The organism is Streptococcus sp. 2154 (assembly GCF_013277255.1).
GTDB classification, from domain to species: Bacteria; Bacillota; Bacilli; order Lactobacillales; family Streptococcaceae; genus Streptococcus; species Streptococcus pseudopneumoniae.
Map to the genome: position 1 here is coordinate 1 of NZ_VMMK01000066.1, position 15,611 is coordinate 15,611.

Here is a 15,611-nt window from a genome sequence, read left to right on the forward strand (position 1 = left end):
TTTCTAGTGTGTTCATAGTAACACCTCATCCCCAACTTTCACTTTCTCATACACGTCCTTCGTAACCACAAACACCCCGTAGTCACGAATCGTAAGCGTGTATAATTTGCCGTGTCGTCCTTTCTCGACGACTTTACCGAAAATCTCAGCGCCTGCGTTATCCGCCTTGTAGATAACCATCGGCTTCTTTTCTTCCAATTCTCGAATCCTGTCCATCTGCCAGATGTTTAATCCAGCAGATACCAGAATCCAGATTGCGATAAAACGTTTCAATATGTGACCTCCTTAAATTTCATAAACGTCATCCAATGCGTAGTACCTCTTTGTTGCCCAAACAATGGTTTAAAAGGTACAGATTTAAGAACTTCTTTAACGTTGATTTGACAATCAGACCATTTAAAAACTAGAGTACCTCCAACTTTTAGAACTCTCATGCATTCTTCAAAACCCTTGGCTAAATCTTTCGGCCAGGTAACTTTATCCAGCTGGCCATATTGTGATCGCATAATTGAGTTTTGACCTGCCCATTTCAAATGTGGCGGATCGAATACTACTAGATTAAATGTTTCATCATCGAATGGCATATCACGAAAATCTCCGACAACGTCAGGGTTTACGTTTACCTTTTTCCCATGTATTTCAAATTTTTCTTGTCTGATGTCCATGAAAGTTGTATGACTCTCATTTTTATCAAACCAAAACATACGACTGCCACAACAAGCGTCTAGTATTCGTATATCTTCCATCACTCAACCTCCTTGCTCTTAGTTTCTCCAGTAAGTCTATTTTCTAAAATGTGACTTGTATAGCAAATATCGTTTTTATACGTATAGTGATCAACGGTTTCTTCAACCCATTGATTTTTAGTGTACGGATATCTGTTTGGTCGTTTCACATTACCACCTCACATATAAATATTTCGTGTCAATATCTTGTTCTAAAATACACTCTTTCAGCGACTTTAAAACTTCTAAAGCATCGCTAACCGTTCCCCATCTATTTTCAGGTTCATACTGCATATACTTTTCAGGGTACCGCTCTAATTCAGATATACCACGCTGGATATTATCTAAAATGTCAGCAATGTTGTACGTAGTGCCTTGGTCGAAATCCCAATCCATAGCAATTCTAAACATCTTCCCGAGATTGTAGGTCGGAGAACTATATTTAGGTTCAGCGATAGAAATATAATCTCCACTCTCTATTTTCGCTAAGATGTCCAAATCATAACTCATCACTCAACCTCCTCAATCTCAATCCCTGGACAATCGAATACCCAGCCGAAACCAGCGTCTTCTAGTTCTTTACGGGTGTGGGAATATATAGCATTGTCTAAACTAAGGCTTTTTGTAAAGTAATACCTTTCCAAAAGTTCTCCATAAACCAACATATTTTCTTTAATATTCCCTTTAATCTTAACCCGATACCGCTTCTCTTTCTCGACCTCGTAGCCGAAAATCCAAGCTAGTGCGAAAAGTTCGGAATTATCCCAATACCATTCTGCAACTATGTCAGACATGCTTGCGTCTATTGAGTAGGACAGTGTATGCCCCAGTTTTTTCTGTTTTTCGATAAAATCCGCCACAAACTGCGGAACTTTGACTGGTTGCGGTTCGTCCTTGACATAAATCGCATCGTTTGGAGCAATAATTTGTTCGCCGTAATCGAGTTTAACAACATTCTCAACAAACCTGTCATCAAGCACCTTTAAGCCAACTATCTTCCCTTTTATTAAAATCTCTGTTCCGATAGGGAACAAAATCCGTGGGACATTAATCAATTCCTGCTTATTCATCTTAGTTTCCTCTATAAATCAAATAAACTGCAATAACTACCTGAGCCATGCTTGGCGAATAGCCAACCCAATCATCAAACTCCTTAGATTTTGGCAACCAACCCTTAGTAGCTCCCAAATCATAGTCTGTAGGCTTTTCATCAGCGAAGATGCATTCCATCGCTCCCATAAACGTCATACCATCTTCTGCCATTTCCCAAAAATAGTCCGCCCGGTCTTTCACCGCTTGTGGTAAATCTTGCTTGGGAGGTTGCGGCTTCCCGTCTTCCACCGTCCAGTTGTATACTTCATTAACTTTTTGCTTTAAATCTTCCATCATCTTCCAACTCCTCCACTTTTTTCCTCAATTCTTTATTCTTTTTCTTCAACAAATCGCGCTCCAGCGCTCTAATCCGTCTCTTGCGTGCATCGCACGGCTTCGAATACTCGATTATCTTCTCTTCGTTTTGCTCGATTGTGCGTTTCAATCCGTCGATTACTGTGTGTTTATCGTACTTCATCGTCTAAAAATCTTTCAATAGCTTCTCTATAGGAGACTTCCACCATACCGTCTAAGTCGTTCAGGGCTTCAATATAGTCTGGACGCCCTTGCCCATACTGCTTTTTCAAAAACTCAACAAAGAGATGAATTTCCTGATAGGTTACTCCAATCATATTTCTATCCTCCTATCAAATCCCATCAACTATCCTCTGCAATATCTCGTGATATTCGTAAATCTCCAGCTCAATCCTATAATTCTTATTTCCGGACTTGCCACCGTGCATGAACTCAGTCGATACTATCACGTTGTAATTATCATCTGTCCAAATCTTAGCGTCCGTCAAACCATCAAACAAAGCCTTGCTTGTGGGCGACCAGTTCGGTGGGTCATACTTCCGATTTGTCGGAGGATATATCCGAACCTTAACCTTGCAAGGTTTGTCCTCGCTGTAAGGTAAGCCAAAGTAATCTCTCAGTACATTGTTGCCCTCATATGCAGCTAACTGCCGTAAAAACTTAGTGATTTTAGCCTTTTGATGAAAGTGCGGTCTATCATTTGAGTTAATCATCTGCTTTTTGTTTAACTCAAATTTAAGAATCAATCTCTCCTGCATTCAACCTCCCTAGCCATCTAGCTTTTTCCACGCTTGCTATTGCAAGAATGTCATTAGCTAAATCAAAAGCTGTGTACCAATCCAGAACTCCTAACAAGTCCTTGTGCTCCTTTAATTCATCAACTAAGCTTTTCAGTCGTTCCAATGGGTTGCTTTCATACCCCAACAGATATCCAACGCTTACGCCGAAGTAGTCAGCAAGTTGTTGGGCTTTTTCTGGTTTGATTTGGCTTTCTCCGTTTTCCCAGCGTGATAGAGTCTTTTCTGATATGCTCATTTCTTTTGCTATTTCCTTTTGAGATAGCTTTTTTTCTTGTCTTAATTCTTTTAGTCTATTCATCAAAACACCTCATTCAGTTCCATAATCTCATCGCTGCCATACTTTCTACCAAAATCCCACGCCTGCCAAATTGTGAGCAAAGCAAGCGTGAGTGAAATTCTTTGCGCCATTCGTCCAAAGTCACATAAATGTCACTGACGCATTTTCTAGTTCGCAGTTTTACAAGAATGCACGGCTTGTTGGTTTTTGAGTTGTTTCCAAAATGGAAATAGTTGGTTTTTCAAACTTAATAATCACTTTCAATCAAGTCATTCAAGCTAACTACTGCATTCAGTTTTTTCTGACTTCTGCAATAATCGCAATGACCACATTTTTTAGGCTCTTTCTGACCTTGGATAACATCCCAAACTTCGACAATTTCAGACTTGATTTTGTCTAAACCTTCTTCAAGCCATTCATCATCGATTTTCAAAATGTCACGATCTGGAACGTTTTCCTTGCTGACCGCTACAATGTATGGTCTAAAATCATTCCCAGTCATTTGTTTCAGCAATTCACGATATAAACCAAGTTGTCCATGATATCCAAAGTTAAGAATATTATTAACTGCTGCAGGAACTTTCTTTTTAAGTTCTGCGCTCCATTCTTCAGCGTAGATGGACTTCATGGTTTTCAAATCCACGAAATAACCACGGCTTAGATTCACGCTATCCAGCTTTCCTTTGACTGGTACACCCTCGATTTCGCCATAGACGATCAACTCTTTTTGAACTTCATCCGATGGATAACCGTGATACAAATGATTAAATCCATCGTCATCCTTTAAACTTGCAATCATCTTATCGCCAATCACAAAGTCAGATTTTAGGTTTCCTTTATTCTTGCCAGTCTTGGCCAGGAGTTTGTCACCATTTTCATCCATGAACTGCTGATGTGCTTCTGGGCTTTCAAAGTAACTGTGAACATAATTTCCGAGTAGGAGAGGGGTTTCATCCCTCTCTTCTACCCATTGCCCACTGTCCAAAGCAAAGGCCTTAGCCTGGCATTGCTGATACCGTTTAAAGCGTGAGTTGGTCAACCAGCTCGTGTCCTGGTAGTAGTTCTCTTGTGTTAGTTCTTCCATAGCCTACTCCTTAATGTTGGTCGTGTTTCCCTCAAAGAAACTAATCTCTTCCAAAACTTCGCCTGTTTCTTTGTCAAAATCTGGAATTTCATCTGCTGGGTATTCGGCAGAGGCTAACTCGTCAGGTTTTGCCGTTTTTCCAGCCGTTTTTGGGGGTGTTTTGGTGTCTGCGGTAAATTCTCCCTCTACTACGTTGTCGCCCTCTGTGGGCTTGTTAGGAGTTCCTAGGATACCGTCCAATGTTTCAGCAACTGGCTCTTGAGTGACGTCTTTGATTTCATTCTTGTTTGAGATTGTACTGTCTGCGTTATCTGCCACGATTGCTTCCTGTAATTCGGTTGAAAGTGGCGCATAGGTTGAAAGCATGTGCTTCAAGACTGTTTTTCTAGCCATGGCATCAAAGTCAGACTGCCATGGGCTATATTTACTAGAGAATGACTGACTGTACTTCTTACCGTGAGCTTGAACTCGTTCCTTAGTCCAAAAAACTGTTTTTTCAAATCCATTGCCCAATCGCATGAATGCAAAGTAACCAACGACTTTTTCTTTCTCTTTTGGAATAGCAGTCATGTCCACTTCAAGATCTTCAGTAAGTGGATTAAACCCTTTATATTGGCTTTCATAGACCTCCCCAGCGTTCAAGCGTGTGACTTGTCCACTTCGTTGTGCAAGTTGAATCAAACCTTTATATCCAATCTGAAACTGTGCCTGGTTCTTGTAAGGAACGATATACGCATAACCAAGACTCGGCTCAATTGGTAGGTTTAGTACTGCTGCCTTCATAGCAGCGGTCATGATGCTTTCATTTGTAGCCTTAGCAAGTAGATTGTTGTTTGTTACGACACTCAGCAAACTCGCAACAAATTGCTGACCGTTGCCATTTACGACTTCTGAGAATTTCTGTTTTACTGCTGGTGAGTTAAAAAATTGTTTATGTGTCAATTCGTTTGTCATTTTGTTCTTCTCCTATGTATTCATGTTAATTCTGCGGCTAGACTTACTGTTTAAGTTATCCAATTCATTGTTGTAATCTTGGATAAGTTGTAAATTCCGGTCAATGAAGCGTTCTACAATTTGACCTAAAAGTTCTTGTGTTGTCACACCTCTTAATCCAGCAAGAAGTCTGATATATTCTTTTTGTTTTTCAGAGATCTCTGCTCTTATAAATGACTTCCCTTTGTTAGCTATCTGTGTCATTTCCTTTTCCTTTTTCTTTTAGTAATTAAACATTGTCCCACAGTATCCTGCATCTTCTAATGCTAATTTTCGAAAATAATGTAACATGTCGTTAATACTCATTTTTCTAACCATTTTCTCGGTTAGATACTCGCCATCAGTTTCTGCTTTCATTTCCTCTCTAAGTTCTTGTTTCCATTTTTTGTAATATAATCGTTTCTTCATTTTCTTCTACCTTTCGTCTTCTTCAAATTCCAATTTTCACGTTTTAAGTGTCTATTTTCGTTTTGCAATTTCAAAATAATATTTTGTTGCTCGTTGATGATTTCCCCGAGCTCTCGGCCAAGATGAAGATATTCAGCTCGCCAGTTGTCGATTTCTTCGTGTAGCTCCTGAATCATACTTCATCCCCCACGTATCGATACTGCCCACAGCCAACATAGATGTACTGGCTTGGGTCAAGTTCTTCACGTTCTTCAGGCGGTTGCATTATATCTCTGTCGTAATCAAACATGAGCATACACCTTTCCAAGTTCCAGCACTCGTTTCACATATCTAGCCTTTGATGTTAGCCCAAGATCCAGCAATTCGTTTTTTTCTTCATGATTGGCCAAAAGCCATACACGGTTTTCAAGTTCAATTCTAGTCATTAGCGTCTCCTTTGCTCTACCCCAAATACTTTTCATAGCGTGATCTTCGTGGTTCTGGCAAGGCTAGAGGCTCAGGGCGCAATCCTTGAGGCGGTTCGTTGTCGTAGGTGAAGCCTTTGAACTCTCTGCGGATATTCTTGCGGATTTCTTGTCGCTGTGCCTCTCTACCACGTTCGTATGCTTGGTTGTAACCTTGGATAATCATAGACGCAAATTCTTGCTCTTCTCGTCTTTCTTCTTCCTTCTGGCGGATTTTCTCCTCTTCCTGCTTATCCATCTGATGAGCTAGAAGCCCTGCACCGATAAATCCTAAAATCACTGCACCAGTTCCTAAAAGCTGGCTAACTAATGGTGGTTCAAACATTATTCTTCCTCTTCATCATCTTCTTCTGCCATATTCTGCTTAATCGCCTCACTTGGGCTCATGCCATCCAATACATCCTTGATGACATGTGAGATGTCGTGGGTTACTTTCAACGGCTTTTCTAACTCATTAGGTAGCCCCAAAAGTTTTGTAGTTAGCAATCCAAGCGTAGATAATTTATGTAGCTTTTTTTGTAACTGTTCAATGCGTTCAATTTTTTCCTGTTGCGCTTTGATAATTTGGTCTTTGTTAATCATTGTTTTTCTCCTGTGGATAACTCAGTTATCCCTTTCTTTTATTTAGATTAGTAGTAGTTTGTTGTAAAGTTAGTAGTTATTATTCTGCTATCGTGTCATCTTAACGGTTTTAGACATTTCTTTCTTCCATGATTGACTGCCTCGATATTGCAGATAAGCATCAAAACCTTTGATTGTGACAAGCTGACCATCGTTTCTAAGGTATTTTTGTTGACTAGGTAATTTTTTCATCTCTCGCCTCATATCTCCCGCTTGTCGTTTTGAACATCCAAAGATGTGCTCTAGTTCTTCATCGTTTGCAGAAATCTTCTCGATGATCACGTCTTTAATTCTCACGATTTGAACTGTTTCCATTTTTGCTCCTTTCGTGGTATAATTTTCTTGAATAATTTTGTCATGCGCCTGATTGCCGTCAGGTGCTTTTTTGCTATCTCCTTTTCTGCTATAATGAAACCAGAAAGGAGGTAATATTATGACTGAAATTCACGCATGTCTTTGCGGAAATTGGGTGAACCTATCAGCCGACGACGATTGTGTAATGGGACCAAATATGGCTAGTCCTTACATTTGGTGGGAAGAAAATGCAGAACTCTACTCACCAATTTCTAAACCTGAAGCAAACTCGATGTACCATCAGGATTATATCTACATTCACTATCGTGGCGCTGACTATCGTATCCATCCAATGTTCATTCAAATCGTTTCTAGATAACTTTTTCTAGTCTGCTAGAAATGATTTCTAAATCTAAGTCGTCCAGTTTCAACTGGTCGGCTTTTTGATTTAAACGAGCTTCGATAGCTTGGTTAATTTCAAACCATTCTATTTTTGTAAATCGGCTCCTGAATTTTAGAAATTCCTTTACTGCTTCTTTCATACTGTCCTACTTTCCATCGCCCTGAGTTCTATCTCATGGCTGACTTGTTTCAATAGCTTCTCACACGCTATTTTAGCTTCTCTGTACGTTGTAGATTCGCTGATGAAGTAATCAGCAAGTTCGATAATTTTATCTTCCATTCAGACTCCTATATCAGCCTCAAGACTGATGTAATATCCTCCTAAATTGCTATAATACTCTTGACTAGGACCTCTCACCGTTTTAGTCAAAATTCCAATAGAAAGGAGGAGATAGTATGGCAAATACTCCAATAAAACCTGGAACAGATAATCAGAAACCTGGTCGCTATGTAGAGGTAGGACCTCGTGGCGGAAAAGTTACTAATGGTCATACCGCAACTATCGGAAAAGGTGATCGGCTCCCTCCGACATCTGCTAAAGGCAACGGTTGGAAAAAAGTCTAATCTTCGTTTGCGTACAATCGTTCAATGGTTGTACGCTTTTTCCATACACAAAAGCACATTCCCAAAAAATCAATTTGAATCCATGCTTCGGCGTAATCTTTCCCATTGCTGGCATAGTGAGTTATATAATGGTGAATCATTTTATTCCTTCCTCCTATTGAGTTACTTGAGAAGTATCATGAATGGCTTCATAGCTAAGACGCTTAAATTTTTCTAAGTCTATCTGAAAATTGATAGGCTTTTTTCTTTTCCCACTATACGGATATCGTCTTGGTCTCATTTCTTTCTCCATTGTATTTATTTTTTCTAACCTCTCTTTTATTTATTAAGATAAGTAGGACTTGTTGTTAGTTAATATTTATTGTTATTTAATACTTGTTGTTAGTTAATATTTATTAGTGCCTAAATTTTCTGATTTGTAAAATACAGATTTGTAAAATACAGATTTGTAAAAATCGAAAATGTAAATTCTAACCTGTGGATAACTTAGATATACTTTCATTTAATCTCTGTTTCATAATATCGAATTGGAAATCAGATATTTTTACATCTGAGAAAAATCTGAAAACACGAACTCCTTTACCACGTCCCATGCCTTTTTTAACAATTCGTAGGTAGCCATTTTTTTCTAATATTTTGAAGTAGCTATCAACTGTGTCTCGACTAACACCTTTCCGCTTAGCTATTTCTTCTGGATAGACTTGCCAGTTTGGGTGATTAGCCAGTGCCACCATCATGATACCGACAGCTGTAAAATCCAGCGCAGGATCGTTGATAAAACTATTACTAACAGCTGTATAATCTTCAGTTGGATTCCTGAAAGATGAACTGGCAATCTAAATCTTTAAAATCTGTCATACGCTCTCCTTTCTACTCTTTTATTACGGTCAAACCGCAATATCGGATAAAAAAATAATATCATCTACTGATACATCGAAAACACTAGCGATTTGATATGCTTTCGAAACACTAGGTTCTGTTATCCCACGTTCCCAATGCCCCCACGTATCAACTGATACATTCACAGCTGCTGCCGCATCACTTTGTCTCCAGTTTTTGAGTGTTCTTAGTGTTTTTAATGTCATTTTCGTCACGTTCCTACCTCCTTTCTAAATTTGGTATAATAGAATAAAAACGAGGTTTACTATGTTAAGTATTGATACACAATTTGTAGATACAATCAGTAAAATACTATCTGATTATGTTTCACATTCTGAAATCACAAGGATGGGAGAAGTCTTAGGATATTCCCAAAACGACCAGAACTCTGGACTCAATAAACACTATAGAGTTCACAATATCATGTCTGATATACTCAACAAAACACAAGATGAATCTAATATCAAACTTGTAATTGAGTATATCTGCAATCCTTTGCGGTACATCGATAAAGTTTCAGATTTTGAAAACTTAAGATTAAAACTAAATGTCGTTCTTTCCCTAAAAGGCCTTGCCATATCAGATAATGGACATGTAGTTATTACTACTGCTTCAAAAACATTAGTTGAGGCAAAGAAACGATTTGAATCACTTGATCATATGTTGAGAACATTAAATGTTCATCCAAATGTTTTAAAATTCTGCACCCAGGAACTCTTACAAGAAAATTATTTTCATGCTGTATTTGAAGCAAGTAAAGGAATCTTTCACCGCATTCGTTTACTAACCGGTTCGTCTCTGGACTCAGCAAGTCTAATAGACCAATGTTTTAAAATCAAAGAACCCGTTATGATTATCAACGGAAATAAATTACAGACTCTTGACGAACAAAGTGAATATAAAGGATTGAAGAATTTACTTCTGACAATCGCACATCTTTATCGTAATTCCAAAGCACATAAACTTAAATACTACAATCCAGATAGTGTTAATGATGCCTTAACCGCTTTAACTCTTATGTCCCTCGCTCACAATCTCCTTGACAACTGTACTAATACTAGGAGACTTGATTAGTAGATTATAAAATTCTATAGTCACCTCAGCTAATCTAATTGTTTCTTCATCTATGGGACTATTGTAGTCCTCAAGGTGATGAAACCTTTCAGTCAACTGCTCTGATAAGTATTCTGTTTGCCTAAAGATAGATTTATGAAGATGAGTAATTGGTTTTAGCAATTCGATTTCATCATAACTTAATATTTTTTCAGTCTCCTCTTGAGTTACTTCTGCTAATTTTTCCATACCAGAAATATCAACATTAACATGCGGCTGTTCCATTATCGTCCCCCCTCGTCCTACTTTCCAGCGCCCTGAGTTCAATCTCATGGCTGACTTGTTTCAATAGCTTCTCACACGCTATTTTAGCTTCTCTGTACGTTGTAGATTCGCTGATGAAGTAATCAGCAAGTTCGATAATTTTATCTTCCATTCAACCTCCTATATCAGCCTCAAGACTGATGTAATATCCTCCTAAATTGCTATAATACTCTTGACTAAGACCTCTCCCGTTTTAGTCAAAACTTCAGCAGAAAGGAGGTTCAAAAAATGAGTAAGCTTAGCCATAAGCCAAACCACGTTGTTAAGAAACTAACCTGGGAAAATCTCGATAATATTCTATTATCTTATTTTTCAGAGTCGACTACTGATAAACCTAGCGCAGTAATTCAGTTATCTGATTTTGAAATGTCTAAAGCTGAAATTATCGAAGAAGCAACTGCTCAAGGTTATCAAGTTATCGATAATTCTGATGGTTACTTAAAGTTTCTATAACGAATTTTAAAGATGATATATTTGTACGATTTACATCAATATCTCTTTTTAACTTAGCGATCTGTCTATCAGATTGCTTTTTTCTTTTCCCACTATACGGATATCGTCTTGGTCTCATTTTCTCACCCCCTTTCAAATGTGGTATAATCAAAATAAAACGATTGGAGAAAAAATATGTCATTTGATCTTTCTAAATTAAGCCTAGGCAGTCGCTTCGCAGGCAATTCAAAAGCATTTCAATGCCCTGTATGTTCAGGTTTCTCTTCCCATTTATGGACTTATAATCCTATTGATATCAATAGAGATTACAAAGAATCTATCAAATTTATTATAATTGCACAATGTCAGGCTTGTAATCAATTTTCTATTTGGATAACAAATGAAATCCAAATAACGTATGGCTCCAGGATAGTATTAAACACAAGCGATGCAACGTCGACATTAATTTTCCCAAATGTTGCCGAAGGAGTACCTAAACCTAATAATGATATGCCTGATGATGTGAAAGAAATCTATATTGAAGCTGGAGAAGTTCTAAATATATCGCCTAGAGCTTCTGCAGCTCTATCCCGTCTAGCTATTGAAAAGCTTGTTGCTCATTTAAACGCACAAGGTAAAGATTTAAATACCCAAATTGGAAGTCTTGTCTCTAAAGGAATGCCAATAGAAATCCAACAAATGCTAGACAGTGTTAGAGTAATAGGGAATAATGCTGTACATCCAGGTCAAATAGACATAAAAGATAACAAAGAGTTAGCTTTATCATTGTTAAGTTTTATCAACTTGATTGTAGATAATCGAATCACACAACCTAAAAAAATTCTAGACATATATAACCTATTACCTGATTCCTACCGAAATTCTATCGAAAGAAGAGATAATTAATCTTTCTCAAAGATTAATACATTTTCTTTGTCCCAATACTGAGTTACAACTCTAATCGGATCATCTTCTGTTCCTTTCCCCCGTTTAAATGTAACTTTTATTAGTTCAACAATTTCAACACTTTCCATTTTTCTACTCCTTCCCTTGTTTATCACATCGGCACTTCACTATCTGACGAATAGTAAAAGATACAATCACAAATCCTGCTAGGATTATCAATCCAGTTTCTTCACTCATTGCTTTTCACGGCAAATGATGGTACACTATCAAGTAGAGGTTGGGGCGTCGCCCCTTTCTCTACTTTTTGTTTTGAAGCTTACGTTTGTGTTCTAAGATTTGTTTGTGCCACAAACGTGCTTCTCTGATTAAGCCTAGTGCCAAGATGACGGTTGCAGTGTCCTTGGTTGCTAGGCTTTTTATGATGTGTTCCATCATTTGCCTTACCTCCTTTTCCTTAAGCTTGATTATATTATACTGCGGTTTAACCGCAATGTCAAGTGTTTTTTACGTTTTTTTCGCGATTTTTTATTTTATTCTTTACTTTTTTGCGTTTTTGCCGTAAAATATACTATATAAGGAGGGACGGAAATGACAGTCGAAAATAAAGAAATTTTTGCCAATAATCTAAGTTTTTACATGAAGCAAAAAGGGGTAGACAGAAATACATTATGCGCAGACTTGGATTTAAAATACACTACAGTTCGTGATTGGCTGAAAGGAATAACTTATCCTCGGATTGGTAAAATTGAACTTTTGGCAAACTATTTTAATATAAATAAATCTGACCTTATTGAAAACAAGATTTCTACCGCACAATCAGACTCCCTTTTAGAAAAAATTACAAATACAGCTCGAAAATTAAACACTGACAATAAAAAAATCGTTCTTCGAACCTCTGAGGAGCTTTGGGAGAGTCAAAACGAAGAAGAAACGAAGATAAACGAAGTATCGGAGAAAGTTCTCGACTTGTACCAAGTTGAGGTTGTATCTGAGACAGCCGCAGCTTCTGGATTTAACTATGGATTTGGTTACGATGATACAGACAGAGAGACTATAGAGGTTGACCAGCAACCACCACGTCACGACATTGCGACTAAGGTCAGCGGAGACTCCATGCAGCCTGACTACCAAGACGGAGATATTCTCTATTTAGTAGACAAAGGACTGACCACCTACAACGGAGACCTAGCAGTTATCGCATACGGAGACCGTTCTTACTTTAAGAAGATCTATACCGAAAACGGACGCTTACGCCTCGTATCACTCAATGACAAGTACGAAGACATCACCCTAGACTTCCCACCAGCCGAAGACACACACATCAAGATTTATGCAGTTATCGGGGTGTATAGAGGGGAATAAATGACAATACAAAATAAACAGATTTTAAAGGCTTCAAAAAACTTTGAGAAAGTTCATTCAACATTTAAAAATAATAATAAATTCCGATTTTTGCCTAATTGGCTAGAAAAAGAATCTAATCTATTCTTGTCAGAAACACAAAACACTAGCAAGAGTTACAATGTTCTGAAACGTGGTTCTTTAATCTTTGTAGATTTTGGAATCAATATTGGCTCTGAATTATCAAATAGACACTGGGCTGTTGTCCTAAATAAAAATGATTCTCCAAAATCAAGGAATCTGACGGTACTTCCAATTAGTTCAAAAGAAAAAAAGTTTTCTGTTATGATTGACGAAGTTATACAGCAAAAATCCAAAAGATTCTTATTACCTATTCTTGACAAAATTGGTTTTGATTATTTTTCGATCATTCACTATGCACTTACAGAAATTACTCCTTTTGATTTAGGGAGTGCAGAAGAAATATATCAGGAATTTTTGATTCAATACGGAGATGCTTACAATTCAGAATCAGCTAAAGAAATCTATGACAACGGTGCAGGGATGGAAAAAGTGGAAAACACTAATAGAAAATTAAAAGATCTTGTTAACCATTATCAACGATTTAATAAAATTTCCTACGCAAAATGTGATCAGATAAAAACGATTAGTAAAGACAGAATTATTTACATAAACGAACTGGATCCTTGCGGAAAAATCAAGGTTAGTGACGAAACTTTAGACAGAATTGACGAAAAATTAAAAGAATTGTACTTAAAAAATTGACATTTATAAAAGTTTACTCTATAATTAGGTTACTTAGAGGTTTACCCTCATATTTTTAAACTTTGAGCCTTTGCGCTCCAGGGAAGTAGCTTAATTGTTACTTCCCTTTTTGAGTTATAAATACTTGAAATAAACAAAAACACCCCCATATTCGCCAATAGCAACCTCATCCCATAGGTCTATTGTGCAAAATTGATATTTTTTGAAAATTATATTACAATACAGCTATCAGGAGTTTAGCTCCATAAAGTTTAGGTTTGGATTTTAGATCCATAACGTGATGGTAGCCGTATTTGATACGACTACTTTTCTTTTCATATTCTAGTAAACATAAGTCGTTAAAATAAGTTGACGTTTGACAGAAATTAAAAAAAGAAATACACTAAGAATGTAAAAAAGCCTTGTTCGTCAAGGATAAAATCGTCTGGTGTACTTCTAAGAGGTACACCTTATTTTATTATCTGACGAGCTGCCAACTGTTTCCATTTTGGAAACAACTCAAAAAAATCCCCACACTCGCAAAGTTTGGCGACTCTGAGTGTGAGGATATCCAGTATAGTAAAAGGCATTAAAAGCCCTCTTTACTATACCCATTTTATCAAAAAAGTGAGGTAAATACAATGTGGATGGAAGAACTTCCCAACGGAAAATACAAATTTTTTGAGCGATATAAAGATCCATATACTGAGAAATTAAAAAAAGTTTCAGTGACCATGGAGAAGAAAACTCCCCAGGCAAGAAATCAATCTGCTATCTTGTTGCAAGAGAAGATAAATAAAAAACTCAGCACAAAACAAGTAGAAAGCATTACATTTGAAGAAATCTATAACCTTTTCTATAAATCATGGGCGCAAACAGTAAAGGAATCAACAAAACATAATTGTAAATCAGTTGATAAGAAGATGAAGGAAGTCATACCATCCGATACCATACTTGCTAATCTTGACAGGCGTTTTCTTCAAGAGGCTATTGAAAAAATTATTGAAAGCAACGGATATATTACAGCTAAAAAAGTACGGCATAGGCTCAGAGGTATCTTTAATTACGCCGTTCAATACTCTTACATTGAAAATAACGAGGTCGATTATACTACGATTCCTCAAAAACCAAAGACTTTAGAAGAACTGGAAAAAAAACGTAACAACTTTCTCACCATGCAAGAAATAAAAGCACTTGTCGATGTCCTTAATCGTCGAGAATATCACCAAAAGTACGCTGATATGGTTCTTGTGCTGGCATTAACTGGTATGAGATATGGTGAGTTAACTGCCTTACAACTGAAGAATATAGACTTCGAAAACAACAAAATTGAGATCACAGGTAATTTTGATTCAGTAAACAAAATCAAGACGCTACCAAAGACTACAAATTCAATACGGACAATCAAAGTATCAGAAAGTGTCATAGAAGCTATTCAAAGACAAATAGTACGACTTAGCGAACGTTTCCAGCCATTGTCAAGCGATGATTATATTTTCTGTTTTGAAAAATGGAATCAACCTACAACAATAGCTTGCTTCATACAGATATTAAAAAAATATGGAAAACAGGCCAAAATAGAAAAAAACTTATCTAGCCATATTTTTAGGCATTCTCATATTTCGTTTTTAGCAGAGTCTGGCCTTCCAATAAAATCAATAATGGATCGAGTTGGACACTCAAATGCAAAGATGACTTTGGAAATCTATTCTCATACTACTGAGGATATGGAGGATAAATTGGTCAATAAATTAGATACTATTTTTTAATTCTGCCCCTTGGTTGCCCCTTTTTGATTTCACAACACAACAAAACCCCTTGAAGATATTGATAATTCAAGGGGTTGCTTTATATCGTTATAATTCATCGGCT

At 37.2% G+C, this 15,611-nt stretch carries 34 protein-coding genes and 1 pseudogene; 8 read left to right on the forward strand and 27 right to left on the reverse strand.

What is annotated here, in order from left to right; all coding sequences use genetic code 11:
- Nucleotides 1-12 precede the first annotated feature (12 nt).
- The 19 genes and pseudogenes from HT693_RS10360 to HT693_RS10445 all read right to left on the reverse strand — a co-directional run bounded on the left by HT693_RS10360 (nt 13) and on the right by HT693_RS10445 (nt 7,094).
- Nucleotides 13-273: a DUF1372 family protein gene (locus HT693_RS10360; protein WP_172925158.1), complete on the reverse strand. Its 261-nt coding sequence runs from the start codon at nt 271-273 to the stop codon at nt 13-15.
- A complete protein-coding gene (locus HT693_RS10365; RefSeq protein ID WP_172925159.1) occupies nt 270-746 on the reverse strand; it encodes a class I SAM-dependent methyltransferase in 477 nt (158 codons plus the stop codon). The genes HT693_RS10360 and HT693_RS10365 overlap by 4 nt, the downstream gene beginning before the upstream one ends.
- Before the next feature lie 150 nt (nt 747-896).
- Nucleotides 897-1,235: a hypothetical protein gene (locus tag HT693_RS10370; RefSeq protein ID WP_172925160.1), complete on the reverse strand. Its 339-nt coding sequence runs from the start codon at nt 1,233-1,235 to the stop codon at nt 897-899.
- Entirely contained in the window at nt 1,235-1,795 is a 561-nt protein-coding gene (locus HT693_RS10375) for a DUF1642 domain-containing protein (RefSeq protein ID WP_172925161.1), read from the reverse strand. The genes HT693_RS10370 and HT693_RS10375 overlap by 1 nt, the downstream gene beginning before the upstream one ends.
- Nucleotide 1,796: 1 nt before the next feature.
- On the reverse strand, nt 1,797-2,114 hold the full coding sequence (locus HT693_RS10380) for a hypothetical protein (protein WP_172925162.1): 318 nt from the start codon (nt 2,112-2,114) through the stop codon (nt 1,797-1,799).
- Nucleotides 2,086-2,295, reverse strand: coding sequence for a hypothetical protein (locus HT693_RS10385; RefSeq protein ID WP_172925163.1), 210 nt, complete (start codon nt 2,293-2,295; stop codon nt 2,086-2,088). The genes HT693_RS10380 and HT693_RS10385 overlap by 29 nt, the downstream gene beginning before the upstream one ends.
- On the reverse strand, nt 2,282-2,449 hold the full coding sequence (locus tag HT693_RS10390) for a hypothetical protein (RefSeq protein WP_078929772.1): 168 nt from the start codon (nt 2,447-2,449) through the stop codon (nt 2,282-2,284). Before HT693_RS10390 ends, HT693_RS10385 begins: the two co-directional genes overlap by 14 nt.
- A 15-nt stretch (nt 2,450-2,464) precedes the next feature.
- Nucleotides 2,465-2,890, reverse strand: a complete 426-nt coding sequence (locus tag HT693_RS10395) for a hypothetical protein (protein ID WP_172925164.1) — start codon at nt 2,888-2,890, stop codon at nt 2,465-2,467.
- Between the two features lie 157 nt (nt 2,891-3,047).
- Nucleotides 3,048-3,230 (reverse strand): annotated as a pseudogene (locus HT693_RS12145) (helix-turn-helix transcriptional regulator); the annotation flags it as partial.
- Between the two features lie 226 nt (nt 3,231-3,456).
- Nucleotides 3,457-4,293: a PD-(D/E)XK nuclease-like domain-containing protein gene (locus tag HT693_RS10405; protein WP_138702295.1), complete on the reverse strand. Its 837-nt coding sequence runs from the start codon at nt 4,291-4,293 to the stop codon at nt 3,457-3,459.
- A gap of 3 nt (nt 4,294-4,296) precedes the next feature.
- The gene (locus tag HT693_RS10410) at nt 4,297-5,247 is read right to left on the reverse strand and encodes a recombinase RecT (protein WP_172922524.1); all 951 of its coding nucleotides are present in this window, start codon (nt 5,245-5,247) and stop codon (nt 4,297-4,299) included.
- A 12-nt stretch (nt 5,248-5,259) separates the two neighbouring features.
- Nucleotides 5,260-5,490 (reverse strand): hypothetical protein, encoded by a 231-nt coding sequence (locus HT693_RS10415; protein ID WP_172922523.1) that lies wholly within the window; start codon nt 5,488-5,490, stop codon nt 5,260-5,262.
- Between the two features lie 18 nt (nt 5,491-5,508).
- Complete coding sequence (locus tag HT693_RS10420) at nt 5,509-5,694, reverse strand: hypothetical protein (RefSeq protein ID WP_078352975.1); 186 nt, start codon at nt 5,692-5,694, stop codon at nt 5,509-5,511.
- A complete protein-coding gene (locus HT693_RS10425) occupies nt 5,691-5,870 on the reverse strand; it encodes a hypothetical protein (protein WP_172925165.1) in 180 nt (59 codons plus the stop codon). Before HT693_RS10425 ends, HT693_RS10420 begins: the two co-directional genes overlap by 4 nt.
- Nucleotides 5,867-5,989, reverse strand: coding sequence for a hypothetical protein (locus HT693_RS12295; protein WP_000928478.1), 123 nt, complete (start codon nt 5,987-5,989; stop codon nt 5,867-5,869). The genes HT693_RS10425 and HT693_RS12295 overlap by 4 nt, the downstream gene beginning before the upstream one ends.
- Nucleotides 5,976-6,119, reverse strand: a complete 144-nt coding sequence (locus HT693_RS10430) for a hypothetical protein (RefSeq protein WP_000196747.1) — start codon at nt 6,117-6,119, stop codon at nt 5,976-5,978. The genes HT693_RS12295 and HT693_RS10430 overlap by 14 nt, the downstream gene beginning before the upstream one ends.
- A gap of 16 nt (nt 6,120-6,135) precedes the next feature.
- Nucleotides 6,136-6,483, reverse strand: a complete 348-nt coding sequence (locus HT693_RS10435) for a hypothetical protein (RefSeq protein ID WP_000462836.1) — start codon at nt 6,481-6,483, stop codon at nt 6,136-6,138.
- Nucleotides 6,483-6,740 carry a hypothetical protein gene (locus HT693_RS10440; RefSeq protein WP_000608473.1) on the reverse strand — a complete coding sequence of 86 codons (258 nt, stop codon included), beginning with the start codon at nt 6,738-6,740 and terminating at the stop codon, nt 6,483-6,485. Before HT693_RS10440 ends, HT693_RS10435 begins: the two co-directional genes overlap by 1 nt.
- 87 nt (nt 6,741-6,827) lie before the next feature.
- Nucleotides 6,828-7,094: a hypothetical protein gene (locus HT693_RS10445; protein WP_000450963.1), complete on the reverse strand. Its 267-nt coding sequence runs from the start codon at nt 7,092-7,094 to the stop codon at nt 6,828-6,830.
- 196 nt (nt 7,095-7,290) lie between these two features.
- On the opposite strand from HT693_RS10445, the gene HT693_RS10450 reads away from it, so the two are divergent.
- Nucleotides 7,291-7,452, forward strand: a complete 162-nt coding sequence (locus tag HT693_RS10450; RefSeq protein ID WP_237701456.1) for a hypothetical protein — start codon at nt 7,291-7,293, stop codon at nt 7,450-7,452.
- Here HT693_RS10450 and HT693_RS10455 read toward each other — a convergent pair.
- Nucleotides 7,445-7,615, reverse strand: coding sequence for a hypothetical protein (locus HT693_RS10455; protein WP_000656630.1), 171 nt, complete (start codon nt 7,613-7,615; stop codon nt 7,445-7,447). The two genes, HT693_RS10450 and HT693_RS10455, sit on opposite strands and share 8 nt — an antisense overlap.
- On the reverse strand, nt 7,612-7,755 hold the full coding sequence (locus HT693_RS10460) for a hypothetical protein (RefSeq protein WP_000389590.1): 144 nt from the start codon (nt 7,753-7,755) through the stop codon (nt 7,612-7,614). Before HT693_RS10460 ends, HT693_RS10455 begins: the two co-directional genes overlap by 4 nt.
- A 116-nt stretch (nt 7,756-7,871) precedes the next feature.
- Between HT693_RS10460 and HT693_RS10465 the strand changes: the two genes are divergently transcribed.
- Nucleotides 7,872-8,039, forward strand: coding sequence for a YjzC family protein (locus HT693_RS10465; protein WP_000024181.1), 168 nt, complete (start codon nt 7,872-7,874; stop codon nt 8,037-8,039).
- Between the two features lie 470 nt (nt 8,040-8,509).
- Here the strand turns inward: HT693_RS10465 and HT693_RS10470 are convergent, their stop codons facing one another.
- Nucleotides 8,510-8,776 carry a helix-turn-helix domain-containing protein gene (locus tag HT693_RS10470; RefSeq protein ID WP_172925166.1) on the reverse strand — a complete coding sequence of 89 codons (267 nt, stop codon included), beginning with the start codon at nt 8,774-8,776 and terminating at the stop codon, nt 8,510-8,512.
- A gap of 150 nt (nt 8,777-8,926) precedes the next feature.
- Nucleotides 8,927-9,133 carry a helix-turn-helix transcriptional regulator gene (locus HT693_RS10475; protein WP_055387710.1) on the reverse strand — a complete coding sequence of 69 codons (207 nt, stop codon included), beginning with the start codon at nt 9,131-9,133 and terminating at the stop codon, nt 8,927-8,929.
- Between the two features lie 52 nt (nt 9,134-9,185).
- On the opposite strand from HT693_RS10475, the gene HT693_RS10480 reads away from it, so the two are divergent.
- Nucleotides 9,186-9,992, forward strand: coding sequence for a TIGR02391 family protein (locus HT693_RS10480; protein ID WP_023937574.1), 807 nt, complete (start codon nt 9,186-9,188; stop codon nt 9,990-9,992).
- Here the strand turns inward: HT693_RS10480 and HT693_RS10485 are convergent.
- The gene (locus HT693_RS10485; protein ID WP_230558129.1) at nt 9,927-10,256 is read right to left on the reverse strand and encodes a hypothetical protein; all 330 of its coding nucleotides are present in this window, start codon (nt 10,254-10,256) and stop codon (nt 9,927-9,929) included. The two genes, HT693_RS10480 and HT693_RS10485, sit on opposite strands and share 66 nt — an antisense overlap.
- On the reverse strand, nt 10,237-10,407 hold the full coding sequence (locus tag HT693_RS10490) for a hypothetical protein (RefSeq protein WP_171043546.1): 171 nt from the start codon (nt 10,405-10,407) through the stop codon (nt 10,237-10,239). Before HT693_RS10490 ends, HT693_RS10485 begins: the two co-directional genes overlap by 20 nt.
- A 116-nt stretch (nt 10,408-10,523) precedes the next feature.
- Between HT693_RS10490 and HT693_RS10495 the strand changes: the two genes are divergently transcribed.
- A complete protein-coding gene (locus HT693_RS10495; RefSeq protein ID WP_000040990.1) occupies nt 10,524-10,748 on the forward strand; it encodes a hypothetical protein in 225 nt (74 codons plus the stop codon).
- Nucleotides 10,749-10,922: 174 nt separating this feature from the next.
- Nucleotides 10,923-11,633 carry a DUF4145 domain-containing protein gene (locus HT693_RS10500; protein ID WP_000006951.1) on the forward strand — a complete coding sequence of 237 codons (711 nt, stop codon included), beginning with the start codon at nt 10,923-10,925 and terminating at the stop codon, nt 11,631-11,633.
- On the opposite strand, the gene HT693_RS12300 is transcribed toward HT693_RS10500, so the two are convergent.
- Nucleotides 11,630-11,761 carry a hypothetical protein gene (locus HT693_RS12300; protein ID WP_258953754.1) on the reverse strand — a complete coding sequence of 44 codons (132 nt, stop codon included), beginning with the start codon at nt 11,759-11,761 and terminating at the stop codon, nt 11,630-11,632. The genes HT693_RS10500 and HT693_RS12300 overlap by 4 nt on opposite strands.
- Nucleotides 11,762-11,930: 169 nt before the next feature.
- On the reverse strand, nt 11,931-12,068 hold the full coding sequence (locus HT693_RS10505; RefSeq protein ID WP_079247785.1) for a hypothetical protein: 138 nt from the start codon (nt 12,066-12,068) through the stop codon (nt 11,931-11,933).
- Between the two features lie 153 nt (nt 12,069-12,221).
- Between HT693_RS10505 and HT693_RS10510 the strand changes: the two genes are divergently transcribed.
- From HT693_RS10510 to HT693_RS10520, 3 genes are all read left to right on the forward strand, one after another.
- Complete coding sequence (locus HT693_RS10510; protein WP_138703067.1) at nt 12,222-12,995, forward strand: S24 family peptidase; 774 nt, start codon at nt 12,222-12,224, stop codon at nt 12,993-12,995.
- Nucleotides 12,996-13,760 carry a type II toxin-antitoxin system PemK/MazF family toxin gene (locus HT693_RS10515; RefSeq protein WP_000155204.1) on the forward strand — a complete coding sequence of 255 codons (765 nt, stop codon included), beginning with the start codon at nt 12,996-12,998 and terminating at the stop codon, nt 13,758-13,760. It abuts the gene before it with no gap.
- A gap of 620 nt (nt 13,761-14,380) precedes the next feature.
- Nucleotides 14,381-15,508 carry a site-specific integrase gene (locus tag HT693_RS10520; RefSeq protein ID WP_000266849.1) on the forward strand — a complete coding sequence of 376 codons (1,128 nt, stop codon included), beginning with the start codon at nt 14,381-14,383 and terminating at the stop codon, nt 15,506-15,508.
- Nucleotides 15,509-15,611: the final 103 nt, after the last annotated feature.

What these genes read in the sequence shown, in the direction of transcription:
- HT693_RS10365 (WP_172925159.1), bottom strand. Translation starts at nt 746, where the DNA reads ATGGAAGATATACGAATACTAGACGCTTGTTGTGGCAGTCGTATGTTT.
- HT693_RS10370 (WP_172925160.1), bottom strand. Translation starts at nt 1,235, where the DNA reads ATGAGTTATGATTTGGACATCTTAGCGAAAATAGAGAGTGGAGATTAT.
- HT693_RS10375 (WP_172925161.1), bottom strand. Translation starts at nt 1,795, where the DNA reads ATGAATAAGCAGGAATTGATTAATGTCCCACGGATTTTGTTCCCTATC.
- HT693_RS10380 (WP_172925162.1), bottom strand. Translation starts at nt 2,114, where the DNA reads ATGATGGAAGATTTAAAGCAAAAAGTTAATGAAGTATACAACTGGACG.
- HT693_RS10385 (WP_172925163.1), bottom strand. Translation starts at nt 2,295, where the DNA reads ATGAAGTACGATAAACACACAGTAATCGACGGATTGAAACGCACAATC.
- HT693_RS10390 (WP_078929772.1), bottom strand. Translation starts at nt 2,449, where the DNA reads ATGATTGGAGTAACCTATCAGGAAATTCATCTCTTTGTTGAGTTTTTG.
- HT693_RS10395 (WP_172925164.1), bottom strand. Translation starts at nt 2,890, where the DNA reads ATGCAGGAGAGATTGATTCTTAAATTTGAGTTAAACAAAAAGCAGATG.
- HT693_RS10405 (WP_138702295.1), bottom strand. Translation starts at nt 4,293, where the DNA reads ATGGAAGAACTAACACAAGAGAACTACTACCAGGACACGAGCTGGTTG.
- HT693_RS10410 (WP_172922524.1), bottom strand. Translation starts at nt 5,247, where the DNA reads ATGACAAACGAATTGACACATAAACAATTTTTTAACTCACCAGCAGTA.
- HT693_RS10415 (WP_172922523.1), bottom strand. Translation starts at nt 5,490, where the DNA reads ATGACACAGATAGCTAACAAAGGGAAGTCATTTATAAGAGCAGAGATC.
- HT693_RS10420 (WP_078352975.1), bottom strand. Translation starts at nt 5,694, where the DNA reads ATGAAGAAACGATTATATTACAAAAAATGGAAACAAGAACTTAGAGAG.
- HT693_RS10425 (WP_172925165.1), bottom strand. Translation starts at nt 5,870, where the DNA reads ATGATTCAGGAGCTACACGAAGAAATCGACAACTGGCGAGCTGAATAT.
- HT693_RS12295 (WP_000928478.1), bottom strand. Translation starts at nt 5,989, where the DNA reads ATGCTCATGTTTGATTACGACAGAGATATAATGCAACCGCCTGAAGAA.
- HT693_RS10430 (WP_000196747.1), bottom strand. Translation starts at nt 6,119, where the DNA reads ATGACTAGAATTGAACTTGAAAACCGTGTATGGCTTTTGGCCAATCAT.
- HT693_RS10435 (WP_000462836.1), bottom strand. Translation starts at nt 6,483, where the DNA reads ATGTTTGAACCACCATTAGTTAGCCAGCTTTTAGGAACTGGTGCAGTG.
- HT693_RS10440 (WP_000608473.1), bottom strand. Translation starts at nt 6,740, where the DNA reads ATGATTAACAAAGACCAAATTATCAAAGCGCAACAGGAAAAAATTGAA.
- HT693_RS10445 (WP_000450963.1), bottom strand. Translation starts at nt 7,094, where the DNA reads ATGGAAACAGTTCAAATCGTGAGAATTAAAGACGTGATCATCGAGAAG.
- HT693_RS10450 (WP_237701456.1), top strand. Translation starts at nt 7,291, where the DNA reads ATGGCTAGTCCTTACATTTGGTGGGAAGAAAATGCAGAACTCTACTCA.
- HT693_RS10455 (WP_000656630.1), bottom strand. Translation starts at nt 7,615, where the DNA reads ATGAAAGAAGCAGTAAAGGAATTTCTAAAATTCAGGAGCCGATTTACA.
- HT693_RS10460 (WP_000389590.1), bottom strand. Translation starts at nt 7,755, where the DNA reads ATGGAAGATAAAATTATCGAACTTGCTGATTACTTCATCAGCGAATCT.
- HT693_RS10465 (WP_000024181.1), top strand. Translation starts at nt 7,872, where the DNA reads ATGGCAAATACTCCAATAAAACCTGGAACAGATAATCAGAAACCTGGT.
- HT693_RS10470 (WP_172925166.1), bottom strand. Translation starts at nt 8,776, where the DNA reads ATGATGGTGGCACTGGCTAATCACCCAAACTGGCAAGTCTATCCAGAA.
- HT693_RS10480 (WP_023937574.1), top strand. Translation starts at nt 9,186, where the DNA reads ATGTTAAGTATTGATACACAATTTGTAGATACAATCAGTAAAATACTA.
- HT693_RS10485 (WP_230558129.1), bottom strand. Translation starts at nt 10,256, where the DNA reads ATGGAACAGCCGCATGTTAATGTTGATATTTCTGGTATGGAAAAATTA.
- HT693_RS10490 (WP_171043546.1), bottom strand. Translation starts at nt 10,407, where the DNA reads ATGGAAGATAAAATTATCGAACTTGCTGATTACTTCATCAGCGAATCT.
- HT693_RS10495 (WP_000040990.1), top strand. Translation starts at nt 10,524, where the DNA reads ATGAGTAAGCTTAGCCATAAGCCAAACCACGTTGTTAAGAAACTAACC.
- HT693_RS10500 (WP_000006951.1), top strand. Translation starts at nt 10,923, where the DNA reads ATGTCATTTGATCTTTCTAAATTAAGCCTAGGCAGTCGCTTCGCAGGC.
- HT693_RS12300 (WP_258953754.1), bottom strand. Translation starts at nt 11,761, where the DNA reads ATGGAAAGTGTTGAAATTGTTGAACTAATAAAAGTTACATTTAAACGG.
- HT693_RS10505 (WP_079247785.1), bottom strand. Translation starts at nt 12,068, where the DNA reads ATGATGGAACACATCATAAAAAGCCTAGCAACCAAGGACACTGCAACC.
- HT693_RS10510 (WP_138703067.1), top strand. Translation starts at nt 12,222, where the DNA reads ATGACAGTCGAAAATAAAGAAATTTTTGCCAATAATCTAAGTTTTTAC.
- HT693_RS10515 (WP_000155204.1), top strand. Translation starts at nt 12,996, where the DNA reads ATGACAATACAAAATAAACAGATTTTAAAGGCTTCAAAAAACTTTGAG.
- HT693_RS10520 (WP_000266849.1), top strand. Translation starts at nt 14,381, where the DNA reads ATGTGGATGGAAGAACTTCCCAACGGAAAATACAAATTTTTTGAGCGA.